The following is a 15,563-nucleotide window of genomic DNA, read 5'->3' on the forward strand; positions in this document are numbered from 1 at the left end:
CACCGGCGGGGGCGTCGGGCTGCGGGTCGGCCGACGGGCGGGTCAGCCCTTGCTGGACCCGAGTGTCAGTCCCGCGATGAAGTGCCGCTGGAGCAGCAGGAAGACGATCAGCGTGGGCAGCGCCACGATCACCGAACCCGCGGCCAGCAGGTTGTAGTCCGTGAAGAACTGCCCGCGCAGGTTGTTCAGCGCCGAGGTGATCGGGAGCTTGTCGCCGTCGGAGATGAAGACCAGCGCCCACAGGAAGTCGTTGTACATCCAGGTGAACTGGAGTGTGCCGAGGGCCGCGAGGGCCGGCCTGCACAGCGGGAGTGTGACGCGCCAGTACTGCGTCCACACACTCGCCCCGTCCACGATCGCCGCTTCGAGGATCTCCTTCGGCAGCGTGCGCATGAAGTTCGCGAGGACGAAGACGCAGAAGCCGATCTGGAATCCGACCTGGACGGAGACGACGGCCCAGTACGAGTCGAACATCGTCATCGAGTCCGACATCCAGTAGGGCAGCGGGATGCGGTTGAACATCACGTACAGCGGCGTGACGATGACCTGCTGCGGCAGCAGGTTGCCCGCGGTGAACAGCATCAGCAGCACGATTGAGCCGCGCATGTTCAGGCGCGCCACGGCGAAGGCCACGAAGGAGGCGAAGAAGAGGGTGACGATCACTCCGGGCACCGCGATGATCAGGGTGTTGATGAAGTACTTCGTCATCCCCGAGTCGCTGAAGGCCTGTTGGTAGTAGTCGAACGAGAGCTTCTTCGGCAGCGAGAAGTACCCGTGCTGCGAGGTCTCGTCGTACGGCCTCAGTGAGGCGTAGACCGCGAGCAGCAGCGGTGCGAGGAAGGCCAGCGAGACCGTCATCAGGAACGCGTGCACGCCGAACCGGCCGGGACGGATCCGGCGCCTGCGGGGCGCGGCGCTCTCGGTCCGGGCGGTGACGGGCGCAGGGGCGGTGTCGATCATCGGTTCTTCTCCCCACGGATCTCCTGGACCAGGAACGTCACGACGAATCCCATGGAGAACAGCAGCAGCACCACGGCGATGGCGGAGCCGAACCCGATCCGGCTGGCCTCGCCGATGATGTTGTCGGTGACGAGTACGGACAGCAGCTCCAGGCCGTTGCGGCCCTTGTTGACGGCGTAGACGATGTCGAAGGCGCGCAGGGCCTCGATCACGGTGATCACGCCGACGATCACGTTGACGGGTCGGAGCGTCGGGAAGACGACGCGGAAGAACGTCTGCGCCTCACCGGCACCGTCGATCGACGCCGCCTCCTTGAGCGAGGGATCGACCGCCTTCAAGCCGGCCAGGTACAGGATCATCACGTAGCCGATGTGCCGCCAGGCCGCCGCCAGCAGGATCATCCAGATGTTCAGGTCCGGGTCGCCGAGCCAGTCCGTCGGGTTGTCGGTGTTCGCGAGGATCGCGTTGAGTGCGCCCTGGTCGCGGGAGAAGACCAGTTGGGCGATGAATCCGACGACGGCGAGCGAGAGCACCACCGGCATGTACAGCGTGGACTGGTAGAACCTGCTGAACCGCACCCCCCGGTCGATGAGGACGGCCAGCAGCAGTCCGAACGGGGTGGCGACCAGCCCGAGGAAGGCCAGCCAGAGCAGATTGTGGCGCGCGGCCGGCCAGAAGGCGGGGTAGTTCGTGAACAGGTTCTCGTAGTTCTTCGTGCCGGCCCACGAGATGTCCCCGATGCCGTCCCAGCTGGTGAAGGACAGCACGACGGAGGCCAGCGTCGGCCCCCAGACAATGGCCACGTCGAGCAGGATCGGTATGCCCAGTAGCACGCCCATCACGGCGAGGTCGCGGCGGGTGAAGCGCCGCGGCCCTCGTCGTACGGCGCGCCGCGGAGTGTTCAGCGGCACGGGTGATGGCTCCAAGTAGAGATGGTGGGGGGTCAGCCTTCGGAGGCGAAAATGCTCTTCTTCTGCCGCTCGATGCTGTTGACCAACCCGTCCACGTCCTTCGGCTTGTTGATGAAGGTCTGGATGGCCGGGATCATCACCGTCGAGGAGAAGTCGGGCCGGGTGTCGCGGTCCAGGAACTGCGAGATCTGCTTGGCGCCGGAGACGAGTTCGACGGCCTTCTTCTGGATGTCGGTGTACCGGGAGATGTCGGCCTGGTCGTTGACCGCGATGTTGTTGGGGTCACTGGCGAGGTAGATGTCCTCGGCCTTGCCCGTGGCCAGCCACTTCAGCAGGTCCTTCGCGCTCTCCATGGTCTGGTCGTTCTTGAGGTTCTTGGACTTCTTCGCCAGCAGGAAGCCGTCGATGGGGGCCTCGACCGCGTCCTGACCGTGCTCCGGGTTGATCTCCGGGAACGGGAAGAAGTCGATGTCGGCCTGCTCCGCCTTCGGGAACTGGGCGCCGGGGTGCGGGAGTCCGAACACCGCCATGCCCGTCTCCTTCTTCTGGAGGCTGGTGGCGGCTTCCTGCCAGGTACGGCCGTTGGCCGCGGGCTGGCAGTACGGAAGAAGGCTGCGCCAGGTGTCGAAGACGTCCTTGACGCGCTTGTCGGTCCACGCCTCCTTGCCGGCCATCAGGCTCTTGTGGAACTCGTAGCCGTTGGTCCGCATGTTGATGTAGTCGAACGTGCCCATCGCCGGCCAGCCGTCCTTGTCGCAGAAGGCGATGGGAACGAGCTTGTCCTTCTGCATCTGCTTGGCGAGGGCTATGTACTCGTCGAGCGTCTTTGGCGCCGTGTAGCCGAACTGCTGGAAGACGCTCTTCCGGTGGAAGACCGCCCACGGGTAGTAGTAGTACGGCGTGAGGTACTGCTTGCCGTCCTCGCCCGTCGACTGGGCCTTCAGCGCCGCCGAGAAGCCCTGGTAGCCCTCCCAGTTGTCGCTGATGTCGTGCAGGAGGCCCTTCTTCGCGAAGAACTGCATGCGGTAGCCCGCGAACCACATGAAGACATCGTCCGGCTTGCCCTGCAGATAGCGGTTGATGTTCTCCTGGAAGGTGTTGTGGTCAACGGTGTTGACCTTGATCTTCCGCTTCTCCTTGGACTGCTTCTCGTACGCGGCGAACGCGTCCGCGAAGGCCTTCTTCGGCACGGGGTCGGACGAATTGGATCCCATGGTGACGGTCTTGCCGTCCCCGCCCGGACCACTGCCGCACGCGGCGAGCAGTGAGGGCAGCGCGATCGCACCCGCACCCGCCGCGGCGCCGCGCAGCAGGTTCCGTCGGGACATCCGATGTCCTGCCACGCTCCCGGGTGCCGCTGAACTGTTGAACGATGACTGCGCCATGTCCCCTCCTTCGGGGTGCAACCCAACACAACTCAACGCGAGGATTGGATCTCACTCCCAGAAAAGGGTGTCGTCAAGGGTTTTGACGCGAGATCGTGCAACCGTTACCGCATCTCTTCCAACAGACTCCAACAGGCCCTACCGTAAACGCTCGTCACTGACGCGTACATGACGCCGCCTCAAACAGGCGCGAGTACGGAGGAAAGTCACGATGCGATACCTTCCCACCCGCACTACCCGCCATCGAGTCGTCGGAGCGCTGGCCACCCTGCTGCTCAGCGCCGGAGGCTTAGGCGCCCCGGCTGTCGCCGCCGCCCCGGTCACGGCGGCGGAACCCGCTCCCGCCGCTCCACAGGTCGACGACGCACAGGCTCTCACCCCGCCGATGGGCTTCAACAACTGGAACTCCACCCACTGCCGGGCGGAGTTCAACGAGTCGATGGTCAAGGGATCGCCGACCTCTTCATCGAGAAGGGGCTCAAGGCCGTCGGCTACGAGTACGTCAACCTCGACGACTGCTGGGCCCTGCCGGAGCGCAACGCCGAGGGCGAACTCGTTCCCGACCCCGTGCGCTTCCCGAACGGCATCAAGGCCGTCGCCGACTACGTCCACTCCAAAGGACTGAAGTTCGGCATCTACACCAGCGCGGGGACCAAGACCTGCAACGAGGCCGGATTCCCGGGGGCGCTCGGGCACGAGTACAGCGACGCCCGGCAGTTCGCCGACTGGGGCGTCGACTACCTCAAGTACGACAACTGCAACAACCAGGGCGTGGACGCCGAGCTCCGCTACACCACCATGCGCGACGCCCTGCGGGCGACCGGTCGCCCCATCCTCTACAGCATCTGCGAGTGGGGCGAGAACAAGCCCTGGGAGTGGGCCAAGGGCGTCGGCCAACTCTGGCGCACCACCGGTGACATCAGCGATCACTGGGGCTCGATGCTGTCCATCATGAAGCAGAACCTGCCGCTCGCGCCGTACGCGGGTCCCGGCCACTGGAACGACCCCGACATGCTCGAGGTCGGCAACGGCGGGATGACGGACACCGAGTACCGCTCGCACTTCTCCATGTGGTCGGTCATGGCGGCCCCGTTGCTCATCGGATCCGATCTGCGCAAGGCACCCGCCTCCGCCTTCGAGATCCTCGGCAACCGTGAGGTGATCGCCGTCGACCAGGACCCGCTGGGCAAGCAGGGCACCGTGGTCTCCTCCGAGGGCGGCCGGTGGGTCGTGGCCAAGGAGATGCAGGACGGCAGCCGTACGGTCGCCCTGTTCAACGAGAGCGGCGCTCCGCAGCGGATCGCCACCACCGCGAAGGCCGTCGGCCTCCCGAGCGCGCCCGCGTACCGGATGCGCGATCTGTGGAAGCACTCCGACACCAACACCGCGGGCACGATCGCCGCGACGGTTCCGGCGCACGGCACCGTGCTGGTGCGTGTCTCCGTCGACCGGAAGTGGGCACTGCTGCCCCCGGCCGTCGACGTGAGCGCCGACGAGGGTCTGATGAGGGAGGCCGGGCGCACGGGCACGCTCACCACCACCGTCACCGATCTCGGCCGCACCCCGGCACTGGCGGTGTCCGTCTCCCTGACCGGCCCGGCCGGCTGGAAGCTCAGGCCCACGTCCCCGGCCACCGCGGCCGCGCTCCCGAGCGGCAGGAAGCTCACCACCGCCTGGGACGCGGCGATCCCCGCGGGCGCGGCCCCCGGTGCGTACGACCTGACGCTCACGGCCTCCTACCGCTCGCCGACCGGGCAGCGGCTGACCTCCACCGTGCCGCTGCGGATCCAGGTCGTGGTGGCACCGCCGGCCGGCGAGTCGTATCCGAGCGATCTGGGCCCGCTGAGCGCCACCAATGACTGGGGTCCGGTGGAGCGCGACCGGAGCAACGGCGAGGGCGAGGCGGGCGACGGCGGGCCGATCACGATCGGCGGGCAGGTCTTCGCCAAGGGCCTCGGAGTCCACGCCGCGAGTGCCGTGGAGTACTACACGGGCGGGAAGTGCTCCACGCTCACCGCGCAGGTCGGGCTCGACGACGAGACGGGAACACGCGGCACGGTGACGTTCGAGATCTGGGCCGACGGCGAGAAGGCCGCCTCGACCGGCGTCCTGACCAATGCGATGCCCGCTCAGCCGCTCTCGGCCGACGTGAGCGGCGCCGAGGTCGTCCGGCTGGTGGTCACCGACGGCGGGGACGGCATCAGCTACGACCATGCCGACTGGGGCGATCTCAGGATCGGCTGCTGACGACCGCCGCCGCCTCGCCGTGCCGGGCGAGCGAGGCGGCAGCGGCGGCGCCCACGAGGCCGGCGTCCGTACCCGTCAGGGCGGGGACGACACGGAGGCGTTGGACGAAGGAGAGCGTGGCGTAGTCGTGCAGGGCCCGGCGCAGCGGCGTGAACAGGACGTCCCCCGCGCCCGCCACTCCCCCGCCGATCACGGCTATCTCGATCTCCACGAGCGTCGCGGTCGCGGCGATACCTGCGGCGAGGGCCTGGGCGGCGCGGTCGAAGGAGGCGGCGGCGACCGGATGTCCGGCCCGGGCCGCGGCGGCCACGGCGGCGGCCGAAGTGTCACCGTCGGGTCCGGGCCGCCAGCCGCCGTCCAGCGCGCGCCGGGCGATGTTCGGGCCGCTGGCGATCCGCTCCACACAGCCGCGGGCGCCGCAGGGGCACCGGTCCCCGTCGAGATCGACGCTGATGTGGCCGATGTGACCGGCGTTGCCGGTGGGGCCGGGATGCAGCTTGCCGCCGAGAACGAGTCCGCCGCCGACGCCGGTCGACACGACCATGCACAGGGCGTTGTCGTAGCCGCGGGCCGCGCCCTGCCAGTGTTCGGCGGCGGTCATCGCGACCCCGTCGCCGACGAGTTCGACGGACAGTCCGCCGGATGCCTGCCGGACGCGGGAGACCAGGGGGAAGTCGCGCCAGCCGGGGACGTTGACCGGGCTGACCGTGCCCGCGGACGCGTCCACCGGGCCCGCGCTGCCGATACCGACGGCCGACGCATCCGCCCACAGGGGTGAGGCGGACAGGTCGGCGAGCACCGCCTCGACCGCGTGCATCACCGTCTCGGCGCCCTCGGTGGCCGGTGTAGGTCGCTGCGCCCGCTGAACGATGCGGCCGCTACCGTCCACCAACGCGCCGGCGATCTTGGTGCCGCCGATGTCCAGCGCGGCGACGAGGTCGGTATGCATTGGTGTGGGATCCCCCGGGAAACTGGTCGGACCTGCGGTTGGGTAACCAGTCTCCATTCCCCTGACAACGTTGTCCAGGCCCTATGCTCGACGGTACAGCTTCGCATACGCCGCACAACGACAGGACTACGCACTGTGGCCGATACCGACCGCCCCTCGCACACGCCCGTGCGCACGCGAGGTCCCGAGCCCCGCTACGGGAATCGTCCCACCATGAAGGACGTCGCCGCACGTGCCGGAGTCGGTCTGAAGACGGTCTCCCGCGTGGTCAACGGCGAGGCCGGTGTGACACCCGACACGGAACGCCGGGTGCAGGAGGCGATCGAGTTCCTCGGCTTCCGCCGCAACGACAGCGCGCGGGTGCTGCGCAAGGGGCGCACCGCCTCGATCGGGCTGGTGCTGGAGGATCTGGCCGACCCCTTCTACGGTCCGCTGAGCCGCGCGGTCGAGGAGGTCGCCCGCGCCCATGGCGCGCTGCTCATCAACGGCTCCAGCGCCGAGGACCCCGACCGCGAGCAGGAGCTGGTGCTCGCGCTGTGCGCGCGCCGGGTCGACGGTCTGATCGTGATCCCCGCCGGGCACGACCACCGCTATCTGGAGCCGGAGATCAAGGCCGGTATCGCCACGGTGTTCGTGGACCGGCCGGCCGGTCAGATCGACGCGGACGTGGTGCTCTCCGACAGCTTCGGCGGCTCCCGGGCCGGCGTCGCCCATCTGATCGCGCACGGCCACCGCCGTATCGGCTTCATCGGCGACCAGCCGCGGATCCACACCGCTGTCGAGCGACTGCGCGGCTACCGCGCGGCGATGGAGGACGCCGGGCTCGACGTCGACGACTCGTGGGTGTCGCTCGGTTCCACGGCTCCCGAGCGGGTCCGCTCGGCCGTCACCGGGATGCTGTCCGGGCCGGAGCCGGTCACCGCGCTGTTCGCGGGCAACAACCGGGTGACCGTCACCGCCGTACGGGTGCTGGCGGAGCGGGAGCAGCAGGTGGCCCTGGTGGGCTTCGACGACATCGAGCTGGCGGATCTGCTCGGGATCACGGTGATAGCCCAGAACGCGGCGTCACTGGGACGCACCGCCGCGGAGCGGCTGTTCCGCCGCCTCGACGGCGCGGACGACGAGCCGACCCAGGTCGCCCTGGAGACGGTGCTCATCCCGCGCGGGTCCGGCGAGATCCCGCCGCCCGCGGGCGACCGCTAGGGACCGCCGTCCGCCGTCCCGCCCTGCCCGAGCCGCTCGCCCGGCGTCAGCAGACCGGCAGGCCGGGCACCGGCTCGTCGTTGTGGCCGCCCTGGATGTTGACGTCGTTGACGAAGACTCCGGTGTTGCCGCTGTCGTCGTCGGTCCTGGCCCACCAGACGTTGGTCCACTGCCCGTGGGACTCACGACGGCCCAGGTTCTGCTGGCAGTAGAAGTAGTTGGTGCCCGCCTTCAGCACCCCCTTCTCGGTGCCGGACGCCGTGTACGAGGTGGCCGTGCGCCACACCTTGCAGTTGTACTTGCCGCCGCCGATCGCATGGCAGACGGGCGCGGGGTCGGGGTCGGAGCCGCCGCCCGTCGTCGCACCGCCATCGGTCGCGCTGCCGGATCCGCCGCCGCCTGAGGTGTCCGATCCACCGCCGGTGGTGTCGCCGGCTCCCGCGCCGCCGCCCTTGCCGGACGAGCCGCCCGTGGACTCGCCCGCACCGTTCGTTCCGGCGGCCGGCGGCTTGGCGGACTTCGACGGAGAGATGCCGGCGTCCGGCTCGGAGGTCCCGGGGCTCGGGCTCTTCTTCCCGGGTGCGACCTCGTTGCCCGCTTCCGACGCACCGCCCGCGCTCTTGGACGGTGACGTGCCTTCGCCGCCCGCCCGTTCGCCGGTCGAGGAGCCGTCGCGGTCGACGAGGGCGTACGTCACGCCTCCGCCCGCGAGCAGGACGGCGACGACACCCGCGGCGATGAGCATCATCCGGCCGCGGCCGCGGGACGTCCGTGCCGGCCGGGAACCCTGCGAGGCGACCGGCGACGTGACGGCGGGGGCGGCCGGTGCCGGTTCCGGTGCTGCCGGTTCGGCGGCTGCCGGGCCGAATCCCTCGGGACGGTGAGGTGCCGCGTTGAGCACGGTCGGCACCCGGGTGGCCGGCTCCTGCGGGCCGGGCGCCGGAGGTCCCAGCGGGGCGGTGGAGGCGGCAGCGGTGTCGGCGGCGGCCCCGGCCAGCAGCCGGGCCGCGGTCTCCGCGTCGGGGCGCTGAGCGGGGTCCTTGTGCAGCAGTTGCCGGAGCACGGGGCCCAGCGCGCCGGCCCGCTTCGGCTCTGGCAGCGGTTCCACCACGATGGCGTTGAGCGTCGACCAGGTGGAGGTGCGCCGGAACGGGGCCGCGCCCTCGACCGCCGCGTACAGCGTGGCGCCCAGTGCCCAGATGTCGGAGGCGGGCCCGGGCGCCTGACCCTGGGCCCGCTCGGGCGCCAAGTAGTCGAGCGAACCGACCAGTTCGCCACTGCGGGTCAGATGGGTGGTGGAGCCGTCGCCGGGGTCGTCCATCGCGGCTATGCCGAAGTCGGTGAGCACGACGCGGCTGTCGCCCCCGGCGGACCCGCCCCGGTCCAGCAGGACGTTGCCGGGTTTGACGTCCCGGTGGAGCACGCCGACACGGTGGGCGGCGCCGAGGGCCTCCATGACCTTGGCCCCGATACGGGCGGCCTCGCGCGGGTCCAGCACGCCCTCGCCGCGCAGCACGTCGTCGAGGGACGGGCCGTCGATGAGCTCCATGACGATGACCGGGCGCCCGTCGTGCTCGGTGACGTCGTGCACGGCGATGACGGAGGGATGGCGTACGCGGGCGGCGGCCCGCGCTTCGCGCTGCATCCTGATCCGCAGGTCGTCCAGTTCGGGACCGGACGAGTCGGAGTACGTCCGCAGTTCCTTGACGGCGACCTCGCGGCCGAGCACCTCGTCGACGGCGCGCCAGACAACTCCCATGCCACCGCGGCCCAGTTGTTCGATCACCCGGTAGCGGCCGGCCAGCCGCTCGTTCTCCCCCGACGTCACCGCTGCCCCGTTCCTGTTGCGTGTGTGTGCGCATTCCGCCTGCGCGTGCGCGCGCGTTCCAGGTACAGACTAGGCGGAGCAGCAGGGGCAGCAGTGACGGGAGTTGGCCACCGTTACTGGGCTGTGGCGGTGAGATCCCCTCGCCGCGGAGCCGCGAAGCTGTCGAGACCCGCACGGGTCAGACCGGTGAGGCCGGCCACCTCGGCGGTGTCCAGCGCCCCGCAGTCGATGCCGCGCAGCAGGTAGGAGCTGAGCGCCTTGGCGGTGGCCGGCTCGTCCATGACATCGCCGCCCGCGTGGTTGGCGTAGGCGGCGAGGCGGGCGGCCGCCTGCTCGAAGCCCTCGCGGTAGAAGGCGAACACCGCGGCGTAGCGGGTCGGAAGATGGCCGGGATGCATGTCCCAGCCCTGGTAGTAGGCGCGCGCCAGGGCCCGTCGGGTCAGTCCGTAGTGCAGCCGCCAGGCGTCGTGCACCTGCCCGGTGGGACCGACGGGGAGCACATTGGTGGAGCCGTCCGAGACGCGTACCCCGGTGCCGGCGGCCGCGACCTGCATGACGGCCTTGGCGTGGTCGGCGGCGGGGTGGTCGCTCGCCTGGTAGGCGGCGCTGACGCCCAGGCAGGCGCTGTAGTCGAAGGTGCCGTAGTGCAGCCCGGTGGCGCGGCCCTCGGCGGCGTCGATCATGCGGGCGACCGCGGCGGTGCCGTCGGCGGCGAGGATGGACTGGCTGGTCTCGATCTGGATCTCGAAGCCGATCCGGCCGGCGTCGAGTCCGCGCGCCTTCTCGAACTCCTCCAGCAGCCGGACCATCGCGGTGACCTGCTCGGCGTAGGTGACCTTGGGAAGGGTCAGGACGAGCCCGTCGGGCAGGCCGCCGTGCTCCATCAGGCCGGTGAGGAAGATGTCGAGCGTGCGGATGCCCCGGTCGCGTACGGGCGCCTCCATGCACTTCATACGGATGCCCATGTACGGCGCGGCCGTTCCCTGCTCGTAGGCCTCGGTCACCAGACGGGCGGCCCTCGCCGCGTCGGCGTCCTCGCCCTGTCCGCTGTAGCCGTCCTCGAAGTCGATGCGCAGGTCCTCGATGGGCTCGCGCTCCAGCTTGGCCCGTACACGCTGGTACACGGGCTCGGCCAGTTCGTCCGAGAGTCCGAGGACGGCGGCGAGGGAGGCGGCGTCGGGTGCGTGCTCGTCGAGTGCGGCGAGCGCCTGGTCGCCCCAGGAGCGGATGGTGCCGGCGGCGAAGACGTCACCCGGTACGTAGACGGTGTGGACGGGCTGGCGGGTGCCGGGGTCTCCCGGGTATCGGCGGGCGAGCTCCGCGTCCACCGGTGCGAGGGAGGCGCTGATGCCCTCGCTGACCGCGCCGGCGAGGCTCGTTGCCACCTTCTCCTGCTGACCCATCCCACACCCTCCTGTTTTCCGCTGCACGGAATCAACAATCCGCATAGTGAAGTTAATAGGCGGTCGCGACCTGCGTCAATGGTCCCCCGAACGCGGCCGGGGCCGCACGGTGGCAATCACCGTGCGGCCCCGGCCGTTCAGAGCGGTGCGGGTCAGCCCTTGCGGGTCTTGACCTGTTCGGTCAGCTGGGGGACGACCTCGAAGAGGTCGCCGACCACGCCGTAGTCGACGAGGTCGAAGATCGGGGCCTCGGCGTCCTTGTTGACGGCGACGATGGTCTTCGACGTCTGCATACCGGCGCGGTGCTGGATCGCACCGGAGATGCCGGAGGCGATGTACAGCTGCGGCGAGACGGACTTGCCGGTCTGGCCGACCTGGTTGGAGTGCGGGTACCAGCCGGCGTCGACGGCGGCGCGGGAGGCGCCGACGGCCGCGCCGAGCGAGTCGGCGAGCGCCTCGATGACGGCGAAGTTCTCGGCGCCGTTGACGCCGCGGCCGCCGGAGACCACGATCGCGGCCTCGGTCAGCTCGGGGCGGCCGGTGGACTCACGCGGGGTGCGCGAGACGACCTTGGTGCCGGTCGCGGCCTCGGAGAAGGAGACCGTGAGGGCCTCGACCCTGCCGGCGGCGGGCGCGGCCTCGACGGGGGCCGAGTTCGGCTTGACCGTGATGACCGGGGTGCCCTTGCTGATCCGGGACTTGGTCGTGTAGGACGCCGCGAACGCGGACTGCGTGGCGACGGGGCCGTCGTCGCCGGCCTCCAGGTCGACGGCGTCGGTGATGATGCCGGAGCCGATACGGACCGCGAGACGGGCCGCGATCTCCTTGCCCTCGGCGGAGGACGGTACGAGCACGGCGGCCAGGGAGCCCCCGGCGGACGCCGCCTCGTACGCGGCCTGGAGCGCGTCCACCTTCGGCACGACGAGGTAGTCGGCGAACTCGGGAGCGTCGGCGGTCAGCACCTTGACCGCGCCGTGCTCGGCCAGCGCGGCGGCGGTGGACTCGGCACCCGCGCCGAGCGCGACGGCGACCGGGTCGCCGATGCGGCGGGCCAGCGTCAGCAGCTCCAGGGTGGGCTTGCGGACGGCACCGTCCAGGTGGTCGACATAGACGAGAACTTCAGTCATGGGACTTCAATCTCCTGCGAATGCGAAAGAGCTGGGGGCGGAGAGGCGCTCGGCCTCAGATGAACTTCTGGCTCGCGAGGAACTCCGCGAGCTGCTTGCCGCCCTCGCCCTCGTCCTTGACGATCGTGCCCGCGGTGCGCGCCGGGCGCTCCGTGGCCGAGTCGACCTTGGTCCAGGAGCCTTCGAGACCGACCTCGGCGGCGTCGATCTCCAGGTCCTCGAGGTCCAGGGACTCCACCGGCTTCTTCTTCGCCGCCATGATGCCCTTGAACGACGGGTAACGCGCCTCGCCCGACTGGTCGGTGACCGACACCAGCGCCGGGAGGGAGGCCTCCAGCTGCTCGGACGCCGAGTCGCCGTCACGGCGGCCCTTGACGGTGCCGTCCTCGACCGAGACCTCGGAGAGCAGCGTGACCTGGGGAACGCCCAGACGCTCGGCGAGGATCGCCGGGAGCACGCCCATGGTGCCGTCCGTGGACGCCATGCCGCAGATGACCAGGTCGTAACCGGTCTTCTCGATCGCCTTCGCCAGCACCAGCGAGGTGCCCACGACGTCGGAACCGTGCAGATCGTCGTCCTCGACGTGAACGGCCTTGTCGGCGCCCATCGACAGCGCCTTGCGCAGCGCGTCCTTGGCGTCATCGGGGCCGACGGTCAGCACGGTGATCTCCGCGTCGTCCGCCTCGTCGGCGATCTGCAGCGCCTGCTCGACCGCGTACTCGTCCAGCTCCGACAGCAGACCGTCCACGTCGTCACGGTCGACGGTCAGGTCATCGGCGAAGTGCCGGTCGCCGGTGGCGTCGGGCACGTACTTCACACAGACAACGATCCTCAAGCTCACGCCGGCTCTCCTACTACATCGGTCATTTCTGTGGGGTCCCCGGCGCCGTGGGCCAGGGGCCTGCCTTATGCAGGCAGCATAGGCGCCTGAAGGCGGGGTTTCCGGTCGGGGCGACCGGTGCCCTGAGCGAAATATTACTCACCAGTACATCCCTCATGTACCCCGTGAGCAAGCGCTTGGAACTGTGACGTTGCCAACGCTGCGTAACCGGGAACTCTCAGTCCCGCAGGGCGTTGAAGCGGCCTTGGTGATAGACGAGAGGGCCGGCCGTTCCCGTCGAATCCCCCGCCACCACCTGGGCGATGACGAGGTGGTGGTCCGCGGCCGGGACGCGCGCGACGACCCGGCAGACCATCCAGGCGGGCACGTCGCCGATGATGGGCACGTTCTCCGGGCCGTTGCGCCAACGGGTGGGCGCGGCGAAGCGGTCCGCTCCGCTGCGGGCGAAGGTGGCGGCCAGCTCCTGCTGGTGCTCGCCGAGGATGTGGACACCGACGTGCTCCGCCCGGGCTATCACGGGCCAGCTGGAGGACGCCGTCCCGACCCCGAAGGAGATCAGCGGCGGGTCGGCGGAGACCGAGCTGAGGGAGGTGGCGGTGAAACCGACGGGCTTCTCGTCCTGCGCGGTGATCACCGACACACCGGCGGCGTGCCGGCGGAAGACGGCGCGCAGCAGCTCGGGCGAGGCCACTCGGGGAGTACCGAGTTCAGGCGTAGCGGTCATGGAGTGCGGGCCGGCCCACGGAGGGAAGCTTCTTCGGACACAGCGTCAGCCTGGCGATGCGTGGCACGTGCAGTCAAGTGCTGCCCAGAAGGTGCGAGACGGATCACGGTGCGTCACACCGCCCGGCCGAGCGCGTTGATCACATCCGCCTTACGGGGCTGACCGGCGGCGCGGGTGACGATGTGTCCGGTGGAGTCGAGCACCAGGACGGTCGGTGTCTTGAGGATGCCGAGTTCGCGGACGAGCGTCAGCCGTTCCTCCGCGTCGATCTCGACATGGGTCACGCCGTCGATCATGCCCGCCACATCCGCGAGGGTGCGCCGCGTGGCCCGGCACGGCTGGCAGAAGGCACTGGAGAACTGCACGAGCGTCGCCCGTCGCCCCAGCTCCGCCCCCAGATCGGCCGGGCTCAGCCTCTTCCCCGCATCCCGACCGCGCACCTTCAGCCTCCCGCCGTTCTTCCTGTGCCACACCCCGAACACGCTCGCCGCCGCGAGCACCAGCGCGCACACCACAAGTCCGCTCATCCTCAACTCCAGCGTTCACAGGACTGCAAAGATTCCCACCGCTCCAGGGCCCGCGCGGTGCGTGATCCTGAACAGCATGGACATCGACGTCAGGGGCCCGCGCTTCGGGGCCGCCGTCACCACGGCCGTACTCGCCGTCGTACTGATCACCGGAAGCGGCGGCCTGCTCGCCTGGCAGGCCCTGTGCTTCGCGGCGGGCGCGCTGCTGGGAGTGCAGCGCTCGCCGTACGGATGGCTCTTCCGCACCGCCGTCAGGCCGAGGCTCGGTCCGCCGGCGGAGCTGGAGCCGTCGGCGGCCCCGCAGTTCGCCCAGGGGGTCGGGCTCGCCTTCGCGCTCCTCGGGCTGATCGGCTACTTCGCCGGACCCGCGTGGCTGGGCGTCGCGGCGACCGCCTGCGCTCTCGCCGCCGCCTTCCTCAACGCCGCCTTCGGCTACTGCCTCGGCTGCGAGATGTACCTGCTTCTCCGGCGGGTGACGCCGAGGCGTCCATAATGTGACGGGAAGGACGTGACAAGAATCTCGCCGACCTCCGCCACCAGGACTGGCCAGCACGCCGCCCATGGGGCACGATCGGCGCAATGCCGAAAACCTACGGCTGCGTAACTTCCGCCGGGAGAACCCTCCCCGGGCACAACAGAAGGGCCCTCTCCAGATGGCAGAGCTCGTCTATCGGCCGGTCATCGGCGCCGCTCGCACCATGTTCAAGGCGCTGGACCTGAAGATCGACACTCAGGGTTCGGAGAACATCCCGCGTACCGGCGGTGCTGTGCTCGTCAGCAACCACATCAGCTACCTGGACTTCATCTTCACCGGCCTCGCCGCGCTGCCGCAGAAGCGGCTCGTGCGCTTCATGGCGAAGGACTCCGTCTTCCGGCACAAGATCTCCGGCCCGCTGATGCGCGGCATGAAGCACATCCCGGTGGACCGCACGCAGGGTGAGGCCGCCTACGCGCACGCCCTCGACTCACTGCGGTCGGGCGAGATCATCGGCGTCTTCCCCGAGGCCACCATCTCGCAGTCGTTCACGCTGAAGTCGTTCAAGTCCGGTGCCGCCCGGCTGGCGCAGGAGGCGGGCGTACCGCTCATCCCCATGGCGCTGTGGGGCACGCAGCGGGTGTGGACCAAGGGCCGCCCGCGCAACTTCCGCCGCAGCCACATCCCGGTCACGATCCGGGTGGGCGAGCCGGTCGAGGCGCCCACCGACCAGTACGCGGGTGCGATCACCCGCCGGCTGCGCGAGCGCGTGCAGGAGCTCCTCGAAGCGGCTCAGCGCGCCTATCCCGTGCGCCCCAAGGACGCGTCCGACACCTGGTGGGTGCCCGCGCACCTCGGGGGCACGGCGCCGACTCCGGCCGAGGTCCGCGAAGCCGGCTGAAACGTCACGCCCGTCGGCGGGCTCGTCCCCCGGCGGGCGGGTCCGTCGGCGCGTACACCCGCCAAGCGCGGCACCGCCGTCC

Annotated in this window: 13 protein-coding genes and 1 pseudogene; 4 read left to right on the top strand and 10 right to left on the bottom strand. The window is 70.0% G+C overall.

Annotated elements, in window-relative coordinates; all coding sequences use genetic code 11:
* Window positions 1-42: 42 nt before the first annotated feature.
* The 3 genes from OHA05_RS04260 to OHA05_RS04270 are packed head-to-tail and all read right to left on the bottom strand — an operon-like array spanning window position 43 to window position 3,199.
* Window positions 43-960: a carbohydrate ABC transporter permease gene (locus OHA05_RS04260; RefSeq protein ID WP_328859865.1), complete on the bottom strand. Its 918-nt coding sequence runs from the start codon at window positions 958-960 to the stop codon at window positions 43-45.
* Complete coding sequence (locus OHA05_RS04265) at window positions 957-1,871, bottom strand: carbohydrate ABC transporter permease (protein WP_328859866.1); 915 nt, start codon at window positions 1,869-1,871, stop codon at window positions 957-959. The genes OHA05_RS04260 and OHA05_RS04265 overlap by 4 nt, the downstream gene beginning before the upstream one ends.
* A 32-nt stretch (window positions 1,872-1,903) precedes the next feature.
* A complete protein-coding gene (locus tag OHA05_RS04270; protein ID WP_313947750.1) occupies window positions 1,904-3,199 on the bottom strand; it encodes an ABC transporter substrate-binding protein in 1,296 nt (431 codons plus the stop codon).
* Window positions 3,200-3,467: 268 nt separating this feature from the next.
* On the opposite strand from OHA05_RS04270, the pseudogene OHA05_RS04275 reads away from it, so the two are divergent.
* Window positions 3,468-5,503 (top strand): annotated as a pseudogene (locus OHA05_RS04275) (NPCBM/NEW2 domain-containing protein).
* On the opposite strand, the gene OHA05_RS04280 reads toward OHA05_RS04275, so the two are convergent.
* Complete coding sequence (locus tag OHA05_RS04280; RefSeq protein ID WP_328859867.1) at window positions 5,487-6,452, bottom strand: ROK family protein; 966 nt, start codon at window positions 6,450-6,452, stop codon at window positions 5,487-5,489. The pseudogene OHA05_RS04275 and the gene OHA05_RS04280 sit on opposite strands and share 17 nt — an antisense overlap.
* 213 nt (window positions 6,453-6,665) lie before the next feature.
* Between OHA05_RS04280 and OHA05_RS04285 the strand changes: the two genes are divergently transcribed.
* Window positions 6,666-7,655: a LacI family DNA-binding transcriptional regulator gene (locus tag OHA05_RS04285; RefSeq protein WP_313947747.1), complete on the top strand. Its 990-nt coding sequence runs from the start codon at window positions 6,666-6,668 to the stop codon at window positions 7,653-7,655.
* 46 nt (window positions 7,656-7,701) lie between these two features.
* Here OHA05_RS04285 and OHA05_RS04290 read toward each other — a convergent pair whose 3' ends face one another.
* From OHA05_RS04290 to OHA05_RS04315, 6 genes are all read right to left on the bottom strand, one after another.
* Window positions 7,702-9,483: a serine/threonine-protein kinase gene (locus OHA05_RS04290; protein ID WP_328859868.1), complete on the bottom strand. Its 1,782-nt coding sequence runs from the start codon at window positions 9,481-9,483 to the stop codon at window positions 7,702-7,704.
* A 113-nt stretch (window positions 9,484-9,596) separates the two neighbouring features.
* Window positions 9,597-10,886, bottom strand: a complete 1,290-nt coding sequence (locus OHA05_RS04295; protein WP_328859869.1) for a DUF6986 family protein — start codon at window positions 10,884-10,886, stop codon at window positions 9,597-9,599.
* A 152-nt stretch (window positions 10,887-11,038) separates the two neighbouring features.
* Entirely contained in the window at window positions 11,039-12,013 is a 975-nt protein-coding gene (locus tag OHA05_RS04300) for an electron transfer flavoprotein subunit alpha/FixB family protein (RefSeq protein WP_328859870.1), read from the bottom strand.
* A gap of 55 nt (window positions 12,014-12,068) precedes the next feature.
* Window positions 12,069-12,854, bottom strand: a complete 786-nt coding sequence (locus OHA05_RS04305; RefSeq protein WP_328859871.1) for an electron transfer flavoprotein subunit beta/FixA family protein — start codon at window positions 12,852-12,854, stop codon at window positions 12,069-12,071.
* Between the two features lie 217 nt (window positions 12,855-13,071).
* On the bottom strand, window positions 13,072-13,578 hold the full coding sequence (locus tag OHA05_RS04310; protein ID WP_328859872.1) for a flavin reductase family protein: 507 nt from the start codon (window positions 13,576-13,578) through the stop codon (window positions 13,072-13,074).
* Window positions 13,579-13,691: 113 nt separating this feature from the next.
* The gene (locus OHA05_RS04315; RefSeq protein ID WP_313947741.1) at window positions 13,692-14,105 is read right to left on the bottom strand and encodes a TlpA family protein disulfide reductase; all 414 of its coding nucleotides are present in this window, start codon (window positions 14,103-14,105) and stop codon (window positions 13,692-13,694) included.
* Window positions 14,106-14,181: 76 nt separating this feature from the next.
* On the opposite strand from OHA05_RS04315, the gene OHA05_RS04320 reads away from it, so the two are divergent.
* Both OHA05_RS04320 and OHA05_RS04325 read left to right on the top strand, forming a co-directional pair.
* Complete coding sequence (locus tag OHA05_RS04320) at window positions 14,182-14,598, top strand: DUF4395 domain-containing protein (protein ID WP_313947740.1); 417 nt, start codon at window positions 14,182-14,184, stop codon at window positions 14,596-14,598.
* A 160-nt stretch (window positions 14,599-14,758) separates the two neighbouring features.
* Window positions 14,759-15,481: a lysophospholipid acyltransferase family protein gene (locus tag OHA05_RS04325; RefSeq protein ID WP_313947739.1), complete on the top strand. Its 723-nt coding sequence runs from the start codon at window positions 14,759-14,761 to the stop codon at window positions 15,479-15,481.
* The last annotated feature ends 82 nt before the right edge of the window (window positions 15,482-15,563 follow it).

It is taken from the genome of Streptomyces sp. NBC_00306 (assembly GCF_036169555.1).
In the GTDB taxonomy this organism is placed as follows: Bacteria; Actinomycetota; Actinomycetes; order Streptomycetales; family Streptomycetaceae; genus Streptomyces; species Streptomyces achmelvichensis.

What these genes read in the sequence shown, in the direction of transcription:
- OHA05_RS04260 (WP_328859865.1), bottom strand. Translation starts at nt 960, where the DNA reads ATGATCGACACCGCCCCTGCGCCCGTCACCGCCCGGACCGAGAGCGCC.
- OHA05_RS04270 (WP_313947750.1), bottom strand. Translation starts at nt 3,199, where the DNA reads ATGTCCCGACGGAACCTGCTGCGCGGCGCCGCGGCGGGTGCGGGTGCG.
- OHA05_RS04280 (WP_328859867.1), bottom strand. Translation starts at nt 6,452, where the DNA reads ATGCATACCGACCTCGTCGCCGCGCTGGACATCGGCGGCACCAAGATC.
- OHA05_RS04285 (WP_313947747.1), top strand. Translation starts at nt 6,666, where the DNA reads ATGAAGGACGTCGCCGCACGTGCCGGAGTCGGTCTGAAGACGGTCTCC.
- OHA05_RS04295 (WP_328859869.1), bottom strand. Translation starts at nt 10,886, where the DNA reads ATGGGTCAGCAGGAGAAGGTGGCAACGAGCCTCGCCGGCGCGGTCAGC.
- OHA05_RS04300 (WP_328859870.1), bottom strand. Translation starts at nt 12,013, where the DNA reads ATGACTGAAGTTCTCGTCTATGTCGACCACCTGGACGGTGCCGTCCGC.
- OHA05_RS04310 (WP_328859872.1), bottom strand. Translation starts at nt 13,578, where the DNA reads ATGACCGCTACGCCTGAACTCGGTACTCCCCGAGTGGCCTCGCCCGAG.
- OHA05_RS04315 (WP_313947741.1), bottom strand. Translation starts at nt 14,105, where the DNA reads ATGAGCGGACTTGTGGTGTGCGCGCTGGTGCTCGCGGCGGCGAGCGTG.
- OHA05_RS04320 (WP_313947740.1), top strand. Translation starts at nt 14,182, where the DNA reads ATGGACATCGACGTCAGGGGCCCGCGCTTCGGGGCCGCCGTCACCACG.
- OHA05_RS04325 (WP_313947739.1), top strand. Translation starts at nt 14,759, where the DNA reads ATGGCAGAGCTCGTCTATCGGCCGGTCATCGGCGCCGCTCGCACCATG.